General features: G+C 68.0%; 16 protein-coding genes. All 16 read left to right on the top strand.

Annotation, left to right across the window (positions count from 1 at the left end):
* Nucleotides 1–419 precede the first annotated feature (419 nt).
* The 16 genes from AX737_RS12035 (at nt 420) to AX737_RS11960 (ending at nt 18,082) form a co-directional block, all read left to right on the top strand.
* Nucleotides 420–785, top strand: coding sequence for an NADH-quinone oxidoreductase subunit A (locus AX737_RS12035; RefSeq protein WP_066921616.1), 366 nt, complete (start codon nt 420–422; stop codon nt 783–785).
* A gap of 42 nt (nt 786–827) precedes the next feature.
* A complete protein-coding gene (locus tag AX737_RS12030) occupies nt 828–1,415 on the top strand; it encodes an NADH-quinone oxidoreductase subunit B (RefSeq protein WP_066921614.1) in 588 nt (195 codons plus the stop codon).
* Between the two features lie 8 nt (nt 1,416–1,423).
* Complete coding sequence (locus AX737_RS12025; RefSeq protein WP_066921612.1) at nt 1,424–2,071, top strand: NADH-quinone oxidoreductase subunit C; 648 nt, start codon at nt 1,424–1,426, stop codon at nt 2,069–2,071.
* 14 nt (nt 2,072–2,085) lie between these two features.
* A complete protein-coding gene (locus AX737_RS12020) occupies nt 2,086–3,276 on the top strand; it encodes an NADH-quinone oxidoreductase subunit D (RefSeq protein WP_066921610.1) in 1,191 nt (396 codons plus the stop codon).
* A 22-nt stretch (nt 3,277–3,298) separates the two neighbouring features.
* Nucleotides 3,299–4,387, top strand: coding sequence for an NADH-quinone oxidoreductase subunit NuoE (gene nuoE, locus AX737_RS12015; RefSeq protein WP_082772998.1), 1,089 nt, complete (start codon nt 3,299–3,301; stop codon nt 4,385–4,387).
* A gap of 1 nt (nt 4,388) precedes the next feature.
* Entirely contained in the window at nt 4,389–5,690 is a 1,302-nt protein-coding gene (gene nuoF, locus AX737_RS12010; RefSeq protein WP_066921608.1) for an NADH-quinone oxidoreductase subunit NuoF, read from the top strand.
* A gap of 40 nt (nt 5,691–5,730) precedes the next feature.
* The gene (gene nuoG / locus AX737_RS12005) at nt 5,731–7,800 is read left to right on the top strand and encodes an NADH-quinone oxidoreductase subunit NuoG (RefSeq protein WP_066921606.1); all 2,070 of its coding nucleotides are present in this window, start codon (nt 5,731–5,733) and stop codon (nt 7,798–7,800) included.
* Between the two features lie 11 nt (nt 7,801–7,811).
* Entirely contained in the window at nt 7,812–8,834 is a 1,023-nt protein-coding gene (gene nuoH / locus AX737_RS12000) for an NADH-quinone oxidoreductase subunit NuoH (protein ID WP_066921604.1), read from the top strand.
* Nucleotides 8,835–8,856: 22 nt separating this feature from the next.
* The gene (gene nuoI, locus AX737_RS11995; RefSeq protein ID WP_066921602.1) at nt 8,857–9,345 is read left to right on the top strand and encodes an NADH-quinone oxidoreductase subunit NuoI; all 489 of its coding nucleotides are present in this window, start codon (nt 8,857–8,859) and stop codon (nt 9,343–9,345) included.
* A 127-nt stretch (nt 9,346–9,472) separates the two neighbouring features.
* The gene (locus AX737_RS11990; RefSeq protein ID WP_066921600.1) at nt 9,473–10,093 is read left to right on the top strand and encodes an NADH-quinone oxidoreductase subunit J; all 621 of its coding nucleotides are present in this window, start codon (nt 9,473–9,475) and stop codon (nt 10,091–10,093) included.
* 17 nt (nt 10,094–10,110) lie between these two features.
* Nucleotides 10,111–10,416 carry an NADH-quinone oxidoreductase subunit NuoK gene (nuoK, locus tag AX737_RS11985; RefSeq protein ID WP_066921598.1) on the top strand — a complete coding sequence of 102 codons (306 nt, stop codon included), beginning with the start codon at nt 10,111–10,113 and terminating at the stop codon, nt 10,414–10,416.
* 89 nt (nt 10,417–10,505) lie between these two features.
* Entirely contained in the window at nt 10,506–12,602 is a 2,097-nt protein-coding gene (gene nuoL / locus AX737_RS11980; RefSeq protein WP_066921596.1) for an NADH-quinone oxidoreductase subunit L, read from the top strand.
* Nucleotides 12,602–14,122, top strand: a complete 1,521-nt coding sequence (locus AX737_RS11975) for an NADH-quinone oxidoreductase subunit M (RefSeq protein WP_066921594.1) — start codon at nt 12,602–12,604, stop codon at nt 14,120–14,122. The genes nuoL and AX737_RS11975 overlap by 1 nt, the downstream gene beginning before the upstream one ends.
* Nucleotides 14,123–14,131: 9 nt before the next feature.
* Nucleotides 14,132–15,580 carry an NADH-quinone oxidoreductase subunit NuoN gene (gene nuoN, locus AX737_RS11970; protein ID WP_066921592.1) on the top strand — a complete coding sequence of 483 codons (1,449 nt, stop codon included), beginning with the start codon at nt 14,132–14,134 and terminating at the stop codon, nt 15,578–15,580.
* Complete coding sequence (locus AX737_RS11965) at nt 15,577–16,395, top strand: biotin--[acetyl-CoA-carboxylase] ligase (RefSeq protein ID WP_066921618.1); 819 nt, start codon at nt 15,577–15,579, stop codon at nt 16,393–16,395. Before nuoN ends, AX737_RS11965 begins: the two co-directional genes overlap by 4 nt.
* Before the next feature lie 13 nt (nt 16,396–16,408).
* Complete coding sequence (locus AX737_RS11960) at nt 16,409–18,082, top strand: ribonuclease J (RefSeq protein ID WP_066921590.1); 1,674 nt, start codon at nt 16,409–16,411, stop codon at nt 18,080–18,082.
* The last annotated feature ends 164 nt before the right edge of the window (nt 18,083–18,246 follow it).

Genomic DNA, 18,246 nt, shown 5'->3' with positions numbered 1-18,246 from the left:
CCCGCGACCTCCGGCGTGACAGGCCGGCACTCTAACCAACTGAGCTACGCCCGCGTGGCGTCGTCGCCTTCGTCTCGGCGACGGCCGGGGTTTATGAGGGGGGCGGTGCCCTGTCAAGCAGCCGTGGGCGCCTTTTTGACGGCCCCTCGGGCCGCCGCCGCGCCGCCCGCGCCTGCGCGGATCTGCCTACCTCCCGCGGGCCTATTACATCCCCACCTCTGTGTGGCGCGGGGCCGTTGTGCGACGCGCAATGCCCTTGTCTCGCCTGTTCCCCTCGACTAAGCCTCCGGCCACGCGCACTCTGGGATTGGAGCAATTCCATTGGCCGGCCGGTTCGGCCTCGCCGGGCCGCACGGGCCTGGATGGATTGATCGATCCGGACTCGGGCGCCGCGGTCCCAATCGTGCACGGGGTGTCGCATGACCGGTCTTCTGGCGGACTACCTTCCGCTCATCGTCTTCATCGGCGTCTCGCTGTTCATCGCCGCCGCGCTGCTGGTGGCCCCGTTCCTGGTCGCCTACAGCAGCCCGGATCCGGAGAAGCTCTCGGCCTACGAGTGCGGCTTCAACGCCTTCGACGACGCGCGCATGAAATTCGATGTGCGCTTCTATCTCGTCGCCATCCTGTTCATCATCTTCGACCTGGAAGTGGCCTTCCTGTTCCCGTGGGCGATCACCTTCGGGGAGCTAGGCTGGCTCGGCTTCTGGTCGATGATGGTCTTCCTCGGGGTTCTGACGGTCGGGTTCATCTACGAGTGGCGCAAGGGCGCCCTCGAGTGGGACTGAACCCGAGCCGGACCCCGCAGACGCCACGCTCCTGAGGCAATCATGGCCCTCACGCACGACCTCTCCCGCGCGCCCACCGTCGCCCCGGCGGCGAAGGGAATCATTGACCCGAACACGGGTCGGCCGATCGGCGCGGATGATCCGACCTTCCTGTCGATCAGCGACGAGCTGGCCGACCGCGGCTTCCTGCTGACCTCGGCCGACGAGCTGATCACCTGGGCTCGCACCGGCTCGCTGATGTGGATGACCTTCGGCCTTGCCTGCTGCGCGGTCGAGATGATGCAGATGTCGATGCCGCGCTACGATTGCGAGCGCTTCGGCTTCGCGCCGCGCGGTAGCCCGCGCCAGTCCGACGTGATGATCGTGGCCGGCACGCTGACCAACAAGATGGCTCCCGCGCTGCGCAAGGTCTACGACCAGATGCCGGAGCCGCGCTACGTCATCTCGATGGGCTCTTGCGCCAACGGCGGCGGCTACTACCACTACTCCTACTCGGTGGTGCGCGGCTGCGACCGGGTGGTTCCGGTGGACATCTATGTGCCGGGCTGCCCGCCGACCGCCGAGGCGCTGCTCTACGGCGTGCTTCTGCTCCAGAAAAAGATCCGCCGCACCGGCACGATCGAGCGCTAGGGGCGGACATGACGAACGGCATTTCCATCCTCGCCCACACCCAGCCCGAGCAGGGAGACGGCGCGCTCGCCGCGCTCTCCGAGCGGATCGGCGGGGCGCTCGGGCCGGCGATCGTCGAGCGCGGCATCGCCTTCGGCGAGCTGACCCTCGTGGTTCAGGCCTCCGACATTGTCTACGCGCTGACCTACCTGCGCGATGATCCCGCTTGCGGCTTCCGCTGCTTCATCGACATCTGCGGTGTGGACTATCCGGGCCGCGAGCGGCGCTTCGACGTCGTCTACCATCTGCTCTCGCTCCGCCATAATACCCGCATCCGGGTGAAGGTACAGACCGACGAGACCACGCCCGTCCCCTCAGTGATCGACATCTTCCCGGCGGCGAACTGGTTCGAGCGCGAGACCTACGACCTCTACGGCATCCTGTTCTCGGGCCATCCCGACCTGCGCCGCCTGCTCACCGATTACGGCTTCGAGGGGCACCCGCTGCGCAAGGACTTCCCGCTCACCGGCTTCGTCGAGGTCCGCTACGACCAGGACGAGGCGCGCGTGGTCTACGAGCCCGTGAAGCTCACGCAGGAGTTCCGCAACTTCGACTTCCTCTCGCCCTGGGAAGGCACGGACTACGTCCTGCCGGGCGACGAGAAGAAGACGGCCTGAGCGCGGAGACGGTCATGACCGAGCACAACATCCGCAACTTCGCGATCAATTTCGGGCCGCAGCACCCGGCGGCGCACGGCGTGCTGCGCCTCGTGCTGGAGCTCGACGGCGAGGTGGTCGAGCGGGTCGATCCGCATATCGGCCTCCTGCACCGCGGCACCGAGAAGCTGATCGAGCACAAGACCTACCTGCAGGCGACGCCCTATTTCGACCGGCTCGACTACGTGTCGCCGATGAACCAGGAGCACGCCTTCTGCCTGGCGATCGAGAAGCTCGCCGGCATCGAGGTGCCGCGGCGCGCCCAGCTGATCCGCACGCTCTACTGCGAGATCGGGCGCCTGCTCTCGCACCTCCTCAACGTCACCACGCAGGCGATGGACGTCGGCGCGCTCACGCCGCCCCTCTGGGGCTTCGAGGAGCGCGAGAAACTGATGATCTTCTACGAGCGCGCTTCCGGAGCCCGGATGCACGCCAACTACTTCCGCCCCGGCGGCGTGCACCAGGACCTGCCACCCGCGCTGATCGACGACATCGACGCCTTCTGCGACCCCTTCCTGCAGGTGGTGGACGACCTCGACGCGCTCGTCATGGGCTCGCGCATCTTCAAGCAGCGCAACGTCGATATCGGCATCGTCTCGGTCGAAGAGGCGATGGCCTGGGGCTTCTCGGGCGTGATGGTGCGCGGCTCCGGCATCCCGTGGGACCTGCGCAAGTCGCAGCCCTACGAGGCTTACGAGGAGATGGATTTCGACATCCCCGTGGGGAAGAACGGCGACACCTACGATCGCCAGGTGATCCGCATGGAGGAGATGCGGGAATCCGTGAAGATCATGAAGCAGTGCTGCGCCAAGCTGCGCGAGCCCGCCGGCCAGGGCCCGATCGCCTCGGTGGACGGCAAGTTCGCGCCGCCGCCGCGCCGGGAGATGAAGCGCTCGATGGAGGCGCTCATCCACCACTTCAAGCTCTACACGGAAGGGTTCCACGTGCCGGCCGGCGAGGTCTACGCCGCGGTCGAGGCGCCCAAGGGCGAATTCGGCGTCTATCTGGTCTCGGACGGCACCAACAAGCCGTACCGCTGCAAGATCCGCGCTCCGGGCTTCGCCCATCTCCAGGCGATGGACTGGATGTGCCGCGGGCACCTTCTCGCCGACGTGTCCTGCGTGCTCGGCACGCTCGACATCGTCTTCGGCGAGGTGGACCGCTGAGCGGCTGAAGGGTTTCAAGACGATGGCCAACCGCAGACTAGCCCCCGCCGCCGAGCAGCCCGAGAGCTTCGCGTTCACGCCGGAGAACGCCGCGTGGGCGAAGGGGCAGATCGCCAAGTACCCGGAAGGTCGTCAGGCCTCGGCCGTGATCCCGCTCCTGTGGCGCGCCCAGGAGCAGAACGGCGGTTGGCTGCCGCAGAAGGCCATCGAGGCGGTCGCGGCGGAGCTCGGCATGCCGGCGATCCGCGTGCTTGAGGTCGCGACCTTCTACACGATGTTCGCGCTGGAGCCGGTCGGCCGCTACTGGATCCAGGTCTGCGGGACGGTGCCGTGCGATTCCTGCGGCGCGCGCGAGCTGAAGGACATGCTGCACCAGCGGCTCGGCCCCTCGGGCCACGTCGATCCGACCGGCACCTTCTCGTGGCTCGAGGTCGAGTGCCTGGGCGCGTGCTGCAACGCGCCGATGGTGCAGATCAACCAGGACTACTACGAAGACCTGACGCCCGAGCTTCTCGGCAAGCTGATGGACGACCTCGCGGCCGGCCGCCCGGTCAAGGTCGGCTCGCAGATCGACCGCAACGCCTCGGAGCCGCTGGGCGGCCCGAACACGCTCACCGACCCGACCCTCTACGACGGCTCGCGCGTCGGCGCGTGGCGCAAGCGCTTCGAGGAGTCGCGCAAGGACGAGGGCGCCCAGGCCAGCAAGTCCGAGGCCGCGTCGAGCGAGCAGCAGGCGGCGACAAATCCGAAGCCGGCACGCCCCGATGCCGGCCGGGCGGTCGAGACCACGTCGAGCGATGCCCCGGCCCAGCGCGCGGCCGCCGGCGAGGCGCCGGTGAAGGGCGGCGACAGGGCCGAGGCTGCCGACCAGGAGCACTCCACCGCCGGCAAATCCGAGGCACCCGGGTCCCAGCCGAAGGCCATCAAGGATCTGGAGCCCGCGGGCGCCGAGGCCGGCTCCCAGTCGTCGCTGCCGCGCGACGTGCCGCCGCCCCAGCCCGTCGCCTCGGGTGAGGAGGAGCCCTCCGAGCCCGCACCCAACGCGGAATCACCGAAGCTGCCGAAGGGCCGCAGCAAACCCAAGCCCCCCGCCAAGCCTGAGAGGACCTGACATGCTCTCCGATCAGGACCGCATCTTCACCAATCTCTACGGCCTGCACTCCCCGGGCCTCGATGCCGCGAAGAAGCGCGGCGCCTGGGACGGCACCAAGTTCCTGCTGGAGATGGGCCGCGACTGGATCATCGAGGAGATGAAGGCCTCGGGCCTGCGCGGCCGCGGCGGCGCCGGCTTCCCAACGGGCCTCAAGTGGTCGTTCATGCCGAAGAAGTCGGACGGGCGTCCGCACTACCTCGTGGTCAACGCCGACGAGTCGGAGCCCGGCACCTGCAAGGACCGGGAGATCATGCGGCACGACCCGCACCTCCTGATCGAAGGCTGCATGCTCGCCTCCTTCGCGATGGGGGCGCACGCCTGCTACGTCTACATCCGCGGCGAGTACGTCGCCGAGAAGCACGCCCTCCAGAAGGCCGTCGACGAGGCCTACGAGGCGCGGCTGGTCGGCCAGGACAACGTGCACGGCTACCCCTTCGACATCTACGTGCACCACGGCGCGGGCGCCTATATCTGCGGCGAGGAGACGGCCCTCATCGAGAGCCTCGAGGGCAAGAAGGGCATGCCGCGGCTGAAGCCGCCGTTCCCGGCCAATATGGGCCTCTACGGCTGCCCCACGACGGTGAACAACGTCGAGTCGATCGCGGTCGCCGGCACGATCCTGCGCCGCGGCGGCGCGTGGTTCGCGGGCCTCGGCGGCAAGAACAACACCGGCTCGAAGCTGTTCTGCGTCTCCGGCCATGTGAACAAGCCCTGCAACGTCGAGGAGGAGCTCGGGATCACGTTCCGGGAGCTCGTCGACAAGTATTGCGGCGGCATGCGCGGCGGCTGGGACAACCTGCTCTGCTCGATCCCCGGCGGCTCCTCGGTGCCGCTGGTGCCGGCCGAGCAGATCATCGACGCCAAGATGGACTTCGACACCCTGCGCGGCCTCGGCTCAGGCCTTGGCACCGCGGCGGTCATCGTCCTCGACAAGTCGACCGACATCGTCGAGGCAATCACCCGGATCTCGTACTTCTACAAGCACGAGTCCTGCGGCCAGTGCACGCCCTGCCGCGAGGGCACCGGCTGGATGTGGCGCGTCCTCACCCGCATGTCGAAGGGCCGCGCGCAGAAGCGCGAGATCGACATGCTGTTCGAGGTCACGAAGCAGATCGAGGGCCACACGATCTGCGCGCTGGGCGACGCCGCCGCGTGGCCGGTCCAGGGCCTGATCAAGCACTTCCGCCCCGAGATCGAGAAGCGGATCGACCGCTACACCGCCAACCCGCACACGGACCCCGTGCCGATGGCCGCGGAGTGATCCGCCCCGCGCCCGCGCAGTCCGAGCCCGAGAAAGACAGATGACGAAAATTCTCGTCGACGGCATCGAGGTTGACGTCCCGGCCGAGTACACGCTGCTCCAGGCCTGCGAGGTCGCGGGCGCGGAGATCCCGCGCTTCTGCTTCCACGAGCGGCTGTCGATCGCCGGCAATTGCCGCATGTGCCTGGTCGAGTTGAAGGGCGCGCCCAAGCCCGTGGCCTCCTGCGCCTACGCGGTGAAGGATTGCCGCCCGGGCCCGAACGGCGAGCCGCCGGAGGTGCTGACGCGCTCGGGCGGGACGAAGAAGGCCCGCGAGGGGGTGATGGAGTTCCTCCTCATCAACCACCCGCTCGATTGCCCGATCTGCGATCAGGGCGGCCACTGCGACCTGCAGGACCAGGCGATGGCCTACGGCGTCGACTCGACGCGCTACAGCGAGAACAAGCGCGCGGTCGAGGAGAAGTATATCGGTCCGCTCGTGCGGACCGCGATGAACCGCTGCATCCATTGCACCCGCTGCGTGCGCTTCCTGGCGGAGGTCGCGGGCGTGCCGGATCTCGGCGCGATCGGCCGCGGCGAGGACATGGAGATCACCAGCTACCTCGAACAGGCGATGAACTCGGAGCTGCAGGGCAACGTCGCCGACCTCTGCCCGGTCGGCGCGCTCGTGCACAAGCCGCAGAGCTACAACGTCCGCCCCTGGGAGCTCTCGAAGACCGAGTCGGTCGACGTGATGGACGCGGTGGGCTCGGCGATCCGCGTCGACGCCCGCGGCCGCGAGGTCATGCAGATCGAGCCGCGCGTCAACGAGGAGATCAACGAGGAGTGGATCTCCGACAAGACCCGCCACGCCGTGGACGGGCTGCGCCTCCAGCGCCTTGACCGCCCCTTCCTGCGCGAGAACGGGCGGCTCCGCCCCGCCTCCTGGGGCGAGGCGTTCCAGGCGATCGCCGCCAAGCTCAAGGGCGCCGACCCGAAGCGCGTCGGCGCCGTGGTGGGTGACCTCGCCGCCGTCGAGGAGGTTTTCGCGCTCAAGCAGCTGATGGGCTCGCTCGGCGTCACCAATATCGATTGCCGTCAGGCCGGCACCGGCCTCGACCCGGCCTGGGGCCGGGCTGCCTACACCTTCAACCCGACCATTCCTGGCATCGAGCAGGCCGACGCGATCCTGCTGGTCGGCACCAACCCGCGCATCGAGGCCTCGATGCTGAACGTGCGCATCCGCAAGCGCTGGCGCATGGCCCCGCTCGCGGTGGGCATGATCGGCGAGCCTGCCGACCTGACCTACCCCCACGTCCAGATCGGCGCGGGTCCCGATTCGCTCGCCGCCCTGACGCGGGGCGAGCACAGCTTCCTGGAGGCCCTGAAGGCCGCCAACCATCCGCTGATCATCGTCGGCGAGTCTGCGGCGAACCAGCCGGGCGTGCTCGCCGCCGCGGCACAGCTCGCGCGCGACGTCGGCGCGGTGACGTCCGACTGGAACGGCTTCGGCGTGCTGCACAACGCGGCGGCCCGCGTCGGCGCGCTCGATCTCGGCTTCGTGCCGGGGGAGGGCGGTCTCGACTTCGCCGGCATCGTCGGCGGCGGCGTGGACGTGCTGTTCAACCTCGGCGCCGACGAGTGCGAGGTGGCGCCTGGCGCCTTCGTGATCTACCAGGGCACCCACGGCGACCGCGGCGCCACCCGCGCCGACGTGATCCTGCCGGGCGCCGCCTACACCGAGAAGAACGCGACCTACGTGAACACGGAGGGCCGCGTGCAGCAGGCCAACCGCGCCGGCTTCCCGCCGGGCGACGCCCGCGAGGACTGGGCGATCCTGCGCGCCCTCTCGGACGTGCTGGGCAAGAAGCTGCCCTACGATTCGCTCACTGCGCTGCGCCGCGCGCTCTACGCCGAGCACCCGCACCTTGCGGCCGTCGGCAGCGTCGCCGGGAGCGACCTCGCTGCCGCGCTCGAGCGCCTCGCGACCTTAAGCGGGGAAGGCGCCCGCGGCGCCTTCCAGTCGCCGGTCCGCGACTTCTACTTCACCAACCCGATCGCCCGCGCCTCGCGGGTACTCGCCGAGTGTTCGAGTCTCGCCCGCGGGCGCGCGCTCGAGGCGGCCGAGTAGGAGCACCGCCGATGACAACCCTCGAGATCGTCGGGACGGTGCTCCTGATCGCGCTGAAGAGCCTCGTACTCCTCTCCGCGCTCCTTGTCTTCATCGCCTACGCGCTGCTCGCCGACCGCAAGATCTGGGCGGCCGTGCAGCTGCGCCGCGGCCCGAACGTGGTCGGGCCCTGGGGCCTGTTCCAGTCGTTCGCCGACCTGATCAAGTTCGTGATCAAGGAGCCGGTGATCCCGGCGGGCGCCAACAAGGGCATCTACCTGCTGGCGCCGCTCGTCTTCGCCACGCTGGCGCTCGCCTCCTGGGCGGTGATCCCGCTCGCGGAAGGGTGGGCGATCGCCGATATCAACGTCGGCATCACCTACATCTTCGCGATCTCCAGCTTGGGCGTCTACGGCGTCATCATGGGCGGCTGGGCCTCGAACTCGAAATACGCCTTCCTGGGCGCGCTGCGCTCGGCCGCGCAGATGATCTCCTACGAGGTCTCGCTCGGCTTCGTGATCATCTGCGTCCTGCTCTGCGCCGGCTCGCTCAACCTCTCGCGCATCGTGATGGCGCAGGACACCAGCCTCGGCCTGTTCGGGTGGTACTGGCTCTGGCTGTTCCCGATGTTCGTGGTGTTCTTCATCTCTGCGCTCGCCGAGACGAACCGCCCGCCCTTCGACTTGCCGGAGGCCGAGTCGGAGCTGGTGGCCGGCTACATGGTCGAGTACTCCTCGACGCCGTACCTGCTCTTCATGCTGGGCGAGTACGTGGCCATCATGACCATGTGTGCGCTCGGGACCGTGCTGTTCCTCGGCGGCTGGCTCTCGCCGATCCCGTTCGCGCCCTTCACCTGGGTACCGGGCCTGATCTGGTTCGCCCTTAAAGCGAGCTTCCTGTTCTTCATGATCGCCATGGTGAAGGCCATGGTGCCGCGCTACCGCTACGACCAGCTCATGCGCCTCGGCTGGAAGGTGTTCCTGCCCCTCTCGCTGATCTCGGTCGTCGTCGTCGCCTTCGTCCTCAAGCTCACCGGCCTCGCGCCGGGAGCGTGACAGCAACATCGGAGATTCGGGCATGAAGCTCGATCAGGTCGCCAGGAGCCTTCTCCTGAAGGAGTTCGTGTCGGGGTTCGTCCTCGCCATGAAGTACTTCTTCAAGCCGAAGGCGACGATCAACTACCCCTTCGAGATGGGCCACCGCGGCCCGCGCTTCCGGGGCGAGCACGCGCTGCGCCGCTACCCGAACGGCGAGGAGCGCTGCATCGCCTGCAAGCTCTGCGAGGCGATCTGCCCGGCCCAGGCCATCACCATCGAGGCGGGCCCGCGCCGCAATGACGGCACGCGGCGCACCACGCGCTACGACATCGACATGGTGAAGTGCATCTACTGCGGCATGTGCCAGGAGGCCTGCCCCGTGGACGCCATCGTCGAGGGTCCGAACTTCGAGTTCTCGGTCGAGACCCGCGAGGAGCTGCTCTACGACAAGCAGAAGCTCCTGCTGAACGGCGATCGCTGGGAGCGCGAGATCGCCCGCAACATCGCGATGGACGCCCCCTACCGCTGACAGGGACAAGCTTCCTCGGCGCCTTGTGTGGCGGGGACCCCGGTTCTATAGGACGGCCAGCCCGCGCTGGCCGTGTCCACCCACGAGGCAGAAGGGGCCGCCCCGCGCGGCCGATCCTGACAAGCGCATGACCGCAGCAGCCGCCTTCTTCTACCTGTTCGCGGGGGTCGCCATCGCCTCCGGGTTCATGGTGATCGCCTCCCGAAACCCCGTGGCGTCGGTTCTGTTCCTGATCCTCGCCTTCGTGAATGCCGCAGGACTCTTCGTCCTGATGGGCGCCGAGTTCCTGGCCATGATCCTGGTGGTCGTCTATGTCGGCGCCGTCGCGGTGCTGTTCCTCTTCGTCGTGATGATGCTCGACGTGGATTTCGCCGAGCTACGCCAGGGCTTCCAGCAATACCTGCCGGTCGGCGCGCTGATCGGGGTGATCTTCCTGATCGAGATCCTGCTGGTTGTAGGCTCCTGGACCATCGATCCGGGCCTCGTTCAGACGCCGCTGGGCAACCCGGCCGCTGCCGAGAACCTGACGAACACGGCCGCGCTCGGCCGGGTGCTCTACACGGAGTACGTCTACTTCTTCCAGCTCGCCGGGCTGATCCTGCTCGTCGCTATGATCGGCGCCATCGTGCTGACCCTGCGCGACCGCCCCGGCGTGAAGCGTCAGAACATCGCCGTGCAGAACGCCCGCACGCAAGGCATGGCCGTGGAGAACCGCAAGGTGCCCTCGCGCCAGGGCGTCGAGGTCTGAGGAGCGAGGACAGCACCATGATCGGCCTGAGCCACTACCTCACCGTCGCGGCGATCCTGTTCACGCTTGGCGTGCTCGGCATCTTCATCAACCGCAAGAATATCATCGTAATCCTGATGTCGGTCGAGCTGATCCTGCTCGCGGTGAATATCAACCTCGTGGCGTTCTCGACCCACCTCAACGACATCACCGGCCAGGTCTTCGCGCTCTTCGTGCTGACCGTGGCCGCCGCCGAGGCCGCCATCGGCCTCGCCATCCTGGTGGTGTTCTTCCGCAACCGCGGCTCCATCGCGGTCGAGGACGTGAGCATGATGAAGGGCTAGAGGCGCCCAGAGCCGACTCGCCCTGACCTGAAACCCGAGGGTTCGCGGCATGCCTCCGCGCGCCCCGAGGCCGGACTGCTAAGAGAACGATGTATCACGCGATCGTCTTCTTCCCGCTCATCGGCGCGCTCGTCGCCGGGCTGTTCGGCCGCCTCATCGGCGCGCGGGCGAGCGAGTACGTCACCACCGCCTGCCTCGCCTTCGCGGCGCTCCTGTCCTGGGGCGTGTTCATCGAGGGCGGCGAGGCCGTCCGCGTGCAGGTCGCGACGTGGTTCACGGCCGGCGACCTCACGGTCGACTGGGCCTTCCGGATCGACACGCTGACCCGGGTGATGCTCGTCGTCGTGACCTCGGTGTCGACGCTCGTGCACCTCTACTCCATCGGCTACATGCACGAGGACCCGCACCGGCCGCGGTTCTTCGCCTACCTGTCACTCTTCACCTTCGCCATGCTGATGCTGGTGACGGCCGACAACCTCGTGCAGATGTTCTTCGGCTGGGAGGGCGTCGGCCTCGCCTCCTACCTGCTGATCGGCTTCTGGTACGAGAAGCCCTCGGCCAACGCCGCCGCGATGAAGGCCTTCATCGTCAACCGCGTCGGCGATTTCGGCTTCTCGCTCGGCATCTTCCTCGTCTTCGTCCTGTTCGGCGCCGTCGGCTTCGACGGCATCTTCCCGCGGGTGGGCGAGTTCAAGGACGCGACCTTCCACTTCCTCGGCTACGACTGGCACGCGCTCACGCTGGCCTGTCTGCTCCTGTTCATGGGCGCGATGGGCAAGTCGGCGCAGTTCCTGCTGCACACCTGGCTGCCGGACGCGATGGAGGGCCCGACCCCGGTCTCGGCGCTCATCCACGCGGCCACCATGGTCACCGCCGGCGTCTTCATGGTCGCGAGGCTGTCGCCGCTCTTCGAACTCGCCCCCAACGCGCTCATCGTCGTCACGGTGATCGGCGGCATCACGGCCTTCTTCGCCGCCACCGTCGGCCTCGTGCAGAACGACATCAAGCGCGTGATCGCCTACTCGACCTGTTCGCAGCTCGGCTACATGTTCGTGGCGCTCGGCGTCGGCGCATACGCGGCGGGCGTGTTCCACCTCTTCACGCACGCCTTCTTCAAGGCGCTGCTGTTCCTTGGGGCCGGCTCGGTGATCCACGCGATGCACCACGAGCAGGACATGCGGAACATGGGGAGCTTACGCCCCTACATTCCCTTCACCACCGCCATGATGGCGATCGGAACGCTCGCGCTGATCGGCTTCCCGTTCACGGCCGGCTACTACTCGAAGGACGCCATCATCGAGGCGGCCTACATGTCGACGCGGCCCGGGCACACGCTGGCATTCTTCGCCACCGTGATCGCGGCCTTCTTCACCTCGTTCTACTCCTGGCGCCTGTTCTTCATGACCTTCGAGGGCCCGGCCCGCTGGGTGCATAACGGCGCGCACGGCCATGATGATCACCACGCCCCGGCCGTCGCCCATTCGGCGACCGCGCACGAGGCGGACGGCGCGCCCGGCCACCACGAGGGCGTCGCCCACGACGACAAGGGCCACGACATCGAGCCGGCCTCGCACTCGGCCGTGGAGCACCACGACCACGCGCCCCACACGCCCGACGAGAGCCCGCTCGTGATGACGATCCCGCTCGCGGTGCTCGCCTTCGGCGCGCTGTTCGCCGGCCTGATCTTCAAGAACAGGTTCATCGGCGAGGGCATGGACGCCTTCTGGGGCCACGCCCTGGCGCACGGGCCCGACAACCACATCATGCACGACATCCACAACGTGCCGGGCCTCGTCGCCGCGCTGCCCTTCGTGATGATGCTCGCCGGCTTCGTCGTGGCCTTCTGGATGTACATCCGCCGGCCCGAGCTTCCTCATAGGCTCGCCGAGCAGCAGCCCTCGCTGTACCGCTTCCTGCTCAACAAGTGGTATTTCGACGAGCTCTACGATCGGATCTTCGTGCGTCCCGCCAAGGGCTTCGGCATCTTCCTCTGGAAGCAGGTCGACGGCCGCGCCATCGACGGCGCCGGGCCTGACGGCATCGCCGCCCGGGTGATCGACGTGACCCGCGGCGTCGTCCGCTTCCAGACCGGCTACGTCTACCACTACGCCTTCGTCATGCTGATCGGCGTCGCCGGCCTGATCAGCTGGTACATGATGACCGGTCTCCCCAGGGGTGCGCACTGATGTTCGGCCTCGGCATCCTCTCCGGCCTGCTGATCGTCCCGCTCTGCGGCGCCGCCTTCATCCTCACGCTGAACGGCGACGAGGCCAGCGTGAAGCGCAACGCCCGCTGGGCCGCGCTCGCCACGACCATCATCACCTTCCTGCTCTCGCTGGTGGCCTGGGGCCGCTACGACGCCGCCTCGCCGAGCTTCCAGCTCGTCGAGAACCACGCGTGGCTCGCCGAGAACATCCGCTTCAAGCTCGGCCTCGACGGTTTCTCGATGCCGCTGATGCTGCTCACGACCTTCCTAATGCCCTTCTGCATCGGCGCGTCGTGGCACTCCATCGAGCACCGCGTGAAGGAGTACTTCGTCGCCTTCCTCGTCCTCGAGACGACGATGATCGGCGTGTTCTGCGCCCTCGACCTGGTGCTATTCTACCTGTTCTTCGAGGCAGGCCTGATCCCGATGTTCCTCATCATCGGCATCTGGGGCGGCAAGCGGCGCATCTACGCGAGCTTCAAGTTCTTCCTCTACACCCTGCTTGGCTCGGTGCTGATGCTCCTCGCCATCATGGCGATGTACTGGCACGCCGGCACGACCGACATCCCGACCCTGCTGCAGACCCGCTTCCCGGCGCAGATGCAGACCTGGCTCTGGCTCGCCTTCTTCGCCTCCTTCGCGGTGAAGATGCCGATGTGGCCGGTCCATACCTGGCTCCCCGACGCCCACGTCGAGGCGCCGACCGCGGGCTCGGTGATCCTGGCCGGCATCCTCCTGAAGATGGGCGGCTACGGCTTCATCCGGATCTCACTGCCGATGCTGCCGATCGCCAGCCAGGAGTTCGCGCCGCTGGTGTTCGCCCTCTCGGTGATCGCGATCATCTTCACCTCGCTCACAGCGATGATGCAGACCGACATCAAGAAGCTGATCGCCTACTCGTCGGTGGCGCATATGGGCTTCGTGACGCTGGGTCTGTTCACGCTGAACGAGCAGGGCATCCAGGGCGCGCTGTTCCTGATGATCTCGCACGGCATCGTGTCGGGCGCGCTCTTCCTCGGCGTCGGCGTGGTCTACGACCGCATGCACACCCGCGAGATCGCGGCCTATGGCGGCCTCGTGAAGCGCATGCCGCTCTACGCGGTCGCCATGATGGTCTTCACCATGGCCAATGTCGGCCTCCCCGGCACCTCCGGCTTCGTCGGCGAGTTCCTGGCCATGATGGGTGCCTTCAAGGCGAACCCGACGGTGGCCTTCTTCTCGGTCTTCGGCATCATCCTGTCGGCGGGCTACGCGCTCTGGCTCTACGCCCGGGTGATCTACGGCAAGCTGGAGAAGCCGAACCTGCAGGGCATCCTCGACCTCGACAACCGCGAGAAGCTGATCCTGGCGCCACTCGTCTTCCTGACGATCTATTACGGCGTGCACCCGGCCCCGATCCTCGACACCTTCGCGCCCTCCACGGAGGCCCTGATGACGGGCATCCGCTCCGCCCTCTCGACCACGCAGACCGCGGCCAACGCGCTGCCGCTGGCGCGCTGAGATTCAGAGATGCCGACAGTTCACTCCGTGCTCCCCACCCTGGCGCCGCTCCTGCCTGAGATCATACTCAGCGCCGGCGTGATGGTGCTGATCCTCTACGGCGCCTTCCGGGGCGAGAAGTCGGTGGAGGGCGTCAATGTCGGCGCGCTCCTGCTGCTCCTGCTGGCCTTCTGCGTGGTGGTCTCGCAGGCGCCCGGAGTGAAGGTGACGACGCTCTCGGGCTCCTTCATCCAGGACGGGTTCTCCAAGGTGATGAAGGCGCTGGTGCTGCTCGGCTCGGCCGCCACCATCCTGCTCTCGCGCGACTACTTCCAGCGCGCAGGCATCGACCGGTTCGAGTTCCCGATCCTCGTCGTGCTCTCCACCATCGGCATGATGGTGATGGTCTCGGCCAACGATCTGATCGCGCTCTATCTCGGCCTCGAGCTGCAGTCGCTCGCCCTCTACGTGATCGCCTCGTTCCACCGCGACGACCTCCGCTCGACGGAGGCCGGCCTCAAGTACTTCGTGCTCGGCGCCCTCTCGTCCGGCATGCTGCTCTACGGCTCGTCGCTGATCTACGGCTTCACCGGTACCGTCTCGTTCCCGGGGATCGTCTCGGCGCTGAACGAGAGCAATGCCGGCTTCGGCATCGTGCTCGGCATCGTGTTCGTGGCTGCCGCCGTCGCCTTCAAGATGTCGGCCGTGCCGTTCCACATGTGGACGCCCGACGTCTACGAGGGCGCCCCGACGCCGGTGACCGCGTTCTTCGCCTCGGCGCCGAAGATGGCCGCCGTCGCCATGACGGTGCGGATCTTCATCGGCGCGCTGCCGGACGTCACCGCGATCTGGCAGCAGATCGTCGTCTTCATCTCGATCGCCTCGATGGCGCTCGGCTCCTTCGCGGCGATCGGCCAGCGCAGCATCAAGCGCCTGATGGCCTACTCGTCGATCGGCAACATCGGCTACGCGCTGATTGGTCTGGCGGCGGGCACCGAGCAGGGCATCTTCGGCGTGGTGATCTACATGATCATCTACCTCGCCATGACGCTCGGCGCCTTCGCGATCATCCTGTCGCTGCGCCGCCGGAACGAGATGTTCGACACGATCGAGGACCTGTCGGGCCTCTCGCGCACCCATCCGTGGCTGGCCTTCCTGCTCGCCATGATCATGTTCTCGCTCGCCGGTATCCCGCCGCTGGCCGGGTTCTTCGGCAAGTTCTACGTCTTCGCCGCCGCCATCGAGGCGAAGCTCTTCACCCTCGCGGTGATCGGCGTGGTGACCAGCGTGGTCGGGGCCTACTACTACCTGCGCATCGTCAAGATCATGTATTTCGACGAGCCGAAGGCGCCCTACGAGGCCATGGCCCCGGGCCTGCGCATCGTGCTCGCCCTGTCGAGCGTCGTCGTGATCCTGTTCTTCGTGTTGCCGGCCCCGCTCCGCGGCGCGGCCGAGGCGGCGGCGAGGTCGCTGTTCTGACGCGCACCGGATACCGCCTGGGCGCAGCCGCCCGGGCCGACGGACACCGCCTCCACGTCCATGAGCGCCTCGGCTCGACCAACGCGGAGGCGTTGGCCGTGGCACGGGCCGGCGAGACCGGGCCGCTCTGGATCGCTGCACGGGTCCAGGAGGCGGGACGGGGCCGGCGCGGGAACGCCTGGGCCTCGCTCCCCGGCAACCTCGCGGCGAGCGTGCTCTGGCCGGCCGCCGGCCTCGATCCGGAGCGCCTCGCGACGCTGGGCTTCGTGGCGGGCGTCGCCCTGATCGAGGCCATAGAGGCGGCCTGCGGCACCGCGCCGGTCTGTGATCCGGCCGCCGCGGACCGATCTTTCCGTCTCAAGTGGCCGAACGACGTTCTTTGCGGTAATGCGAAGCTCGCTGGCATCCTCCTAGAGGCCGAGACGCTGCCGGGCGGGCGCCGCACGCTCGTGATCGGCTTCGGCGTCAACGTGGCCGCTGTGCCGGTGGCGTTCGCCGACCGGGCCGTCTCGCTTCAGGGCGCGGGATACGCGACCGACGCGGAGACGGTGCTGGAACTTCTGGCCGACCGGCTGGCCGGGGCCGCGCGCGCCTGGGATGGCGGGCGCGGGTTCAACGGGATTCGCGGGCGCTGGCTCGCACGCGCCGCGGGGCTGGGTCAGCCCGTCGCGGTCCGCATCGGCACGGAGACCGTGCGCGGGCGGTTTGAGGAGATCGACGAGGGGGGGCGGCTCGTCATGTCCGCCCCGGACGGTGCACGCAGGCTGGTGACGGCCGGCGAAGTGCATTTTGGAACGGCCGCAACGGCGGCGTGAGGTTGGACGAACGATGACAACGAAACAGGACGAACTCGTCTTCCTGCCACTCGGCGGGGTGGGCGAGATCGGGATGAACGCGGCCCTCTACGGCTTCGGCCCCGAGAAGGGTCGCAAGTGGATCATGGTCGATTGCGGCATGGGCTTCGCGGGCGAGGAGGCGATGCCCGGCATCGACCTGATGTTCCCGGATCTCAGCTTCATTGAGGAGCGCCGCAAGGACCTTCTCGGGATCTTCATTACCCACGCGCACGAGGACCATATCGGTGCGATCAGCGAGCTCTGGCCGCGCTTGAAGGTTCCGGTCTACGCGACGCGCTTCGCCAAGAACCTGCTCGAGACCCGCCGCCTCGGCGAGCCGGGCGCCCCAAAGGTGGAGCTGCGTGAGGTGAAGCCGGGCCGGCGGGTAACGGTCGGGCCGTTCGACCTCGAATTCGTGCCGGTCTCGCACTCGATCCCGGAATCGAACGCCATCGCGATCCGGACGGCGGCAGGCCTTGTCGTGCACACCGGCGACTGGAAGATCGACCCGACGCCGGTCGCCGGCTCGGTCACCTCGCCGGAGGCGTTCACCGCGCTCGGCGACGAGGGCATCCTGGCGCTCGTTTGCGACTCGACCAACGTGGTCCGAGAGGGCTTCTCGCCCTCCGAGGCCGAGGTCTCGCAGACGCTGCGCCGGATCGTTGCCGAGGCGCCCCACCGCGTCGCAGTCACGACCTTCGCGTCGAACGTCGCCCGCATCCGCGCGGTCGCCGAGGCCGCTCAGGCCTGCGGCCGCGAGGTGATCGCGGTCGGCCGCGCCATGGACCGGGTGATCGACGTCGCCCGCGAGTGCGGCTACCTCGACGGCCTGCCGGACTTCCGCCGCGCCGATTCCTGGAAGAGCCTGCCGCGCGAGAAGGTCGTGGCGCTGCTCACCGGCTCGCAGGGCGAACCGCGCGCGGCGCTCGCCCGCGTCTCGCGCCGCGACCATCCCGACATCCAGCTCGCGGGCGGCGACCGGGTGATCTTCTCCTCGCGCGCCATCCCCGGCAACGAGCGGGACGTCGGCTCGATCATTAACGACCTGATCGAGCAGGGCGTCGAGGTCATCACGGACCGCACCGAGCTCGTCCACGTTTCCGGCCACCCGCGCCGGGACGAGATGGCCCAGATGTACGCCTGGACCCGGCCCGGCACCGCGATCCCCGTGCACGGCGAGGCGCTCCACCTCGACGAGCACGCCCGCTTCGCCCGGGCGCAGGGCGTGCAGAACGTGGTCAAGGCGCGCAACGGCAGCCTGATCCGGCTGGCGCCCGGCAAGCCGGAGGTGATCACGCACGTCAAGGCAGGCCGGCTGTTCAAGGACGGCAACGTCCTGATCGACGACAAAGACCGGGCGATCCCCGAGCGGCGCAAGCTCGCTCAGGCCGGCCTCGTCTCGGTCGCCATCGCCATCGACGAGGACGGCGTGGTGCTGGGCGAGCCCGCCATCGACATCATCGGCCTGCCGAACCGCGGCCGCACCGGCGAGCCGCTGATCGAGGCTGTGGTCGATGCGGTCACCGACACGCTGGCCAAGATGTCGAAGGGCAAGCTGAAGGACTCGGAGGGCGTCGAGAAGACGGTGGACCGGGCCGTCCGCACCGCCGTCAACGAGGCCTGGGGCAAGAAGCCCGCCTGCCACGTGCAGGTGGTCGAAGTCTGAGGCTCAAGCGCCCACCCTCTGCGGGCTATCGTATTCACCCATCGTCCGAACGAGGTGCAAGTCTCCTCTCCCGTGCGGGAGAGGGACAGGGTGAGGGCCCCGGGCCCTACGGAGGGGTCTTCGCGGTTCCGCCTGTCTCTTATACACATCTCCGAGCCCACGAG

The sequence above is a fragment of the Methylobacterium sp. CCH5-D2 genome, from assembly GCF_001556475.1.
GTDB classification, from domain to species: Bacteria; Pseudomonadota; Alphaproteobacteria; order Rhizobiales; family Beijerinckiaceae; genus Methylobacterium; species Methylobacterium hispanicum.
The sequence above is the reverse complement of the archived record's forward strand: the minus strand, read 5'-3'. Positions and strand labels throughout refer to the sequence as shown.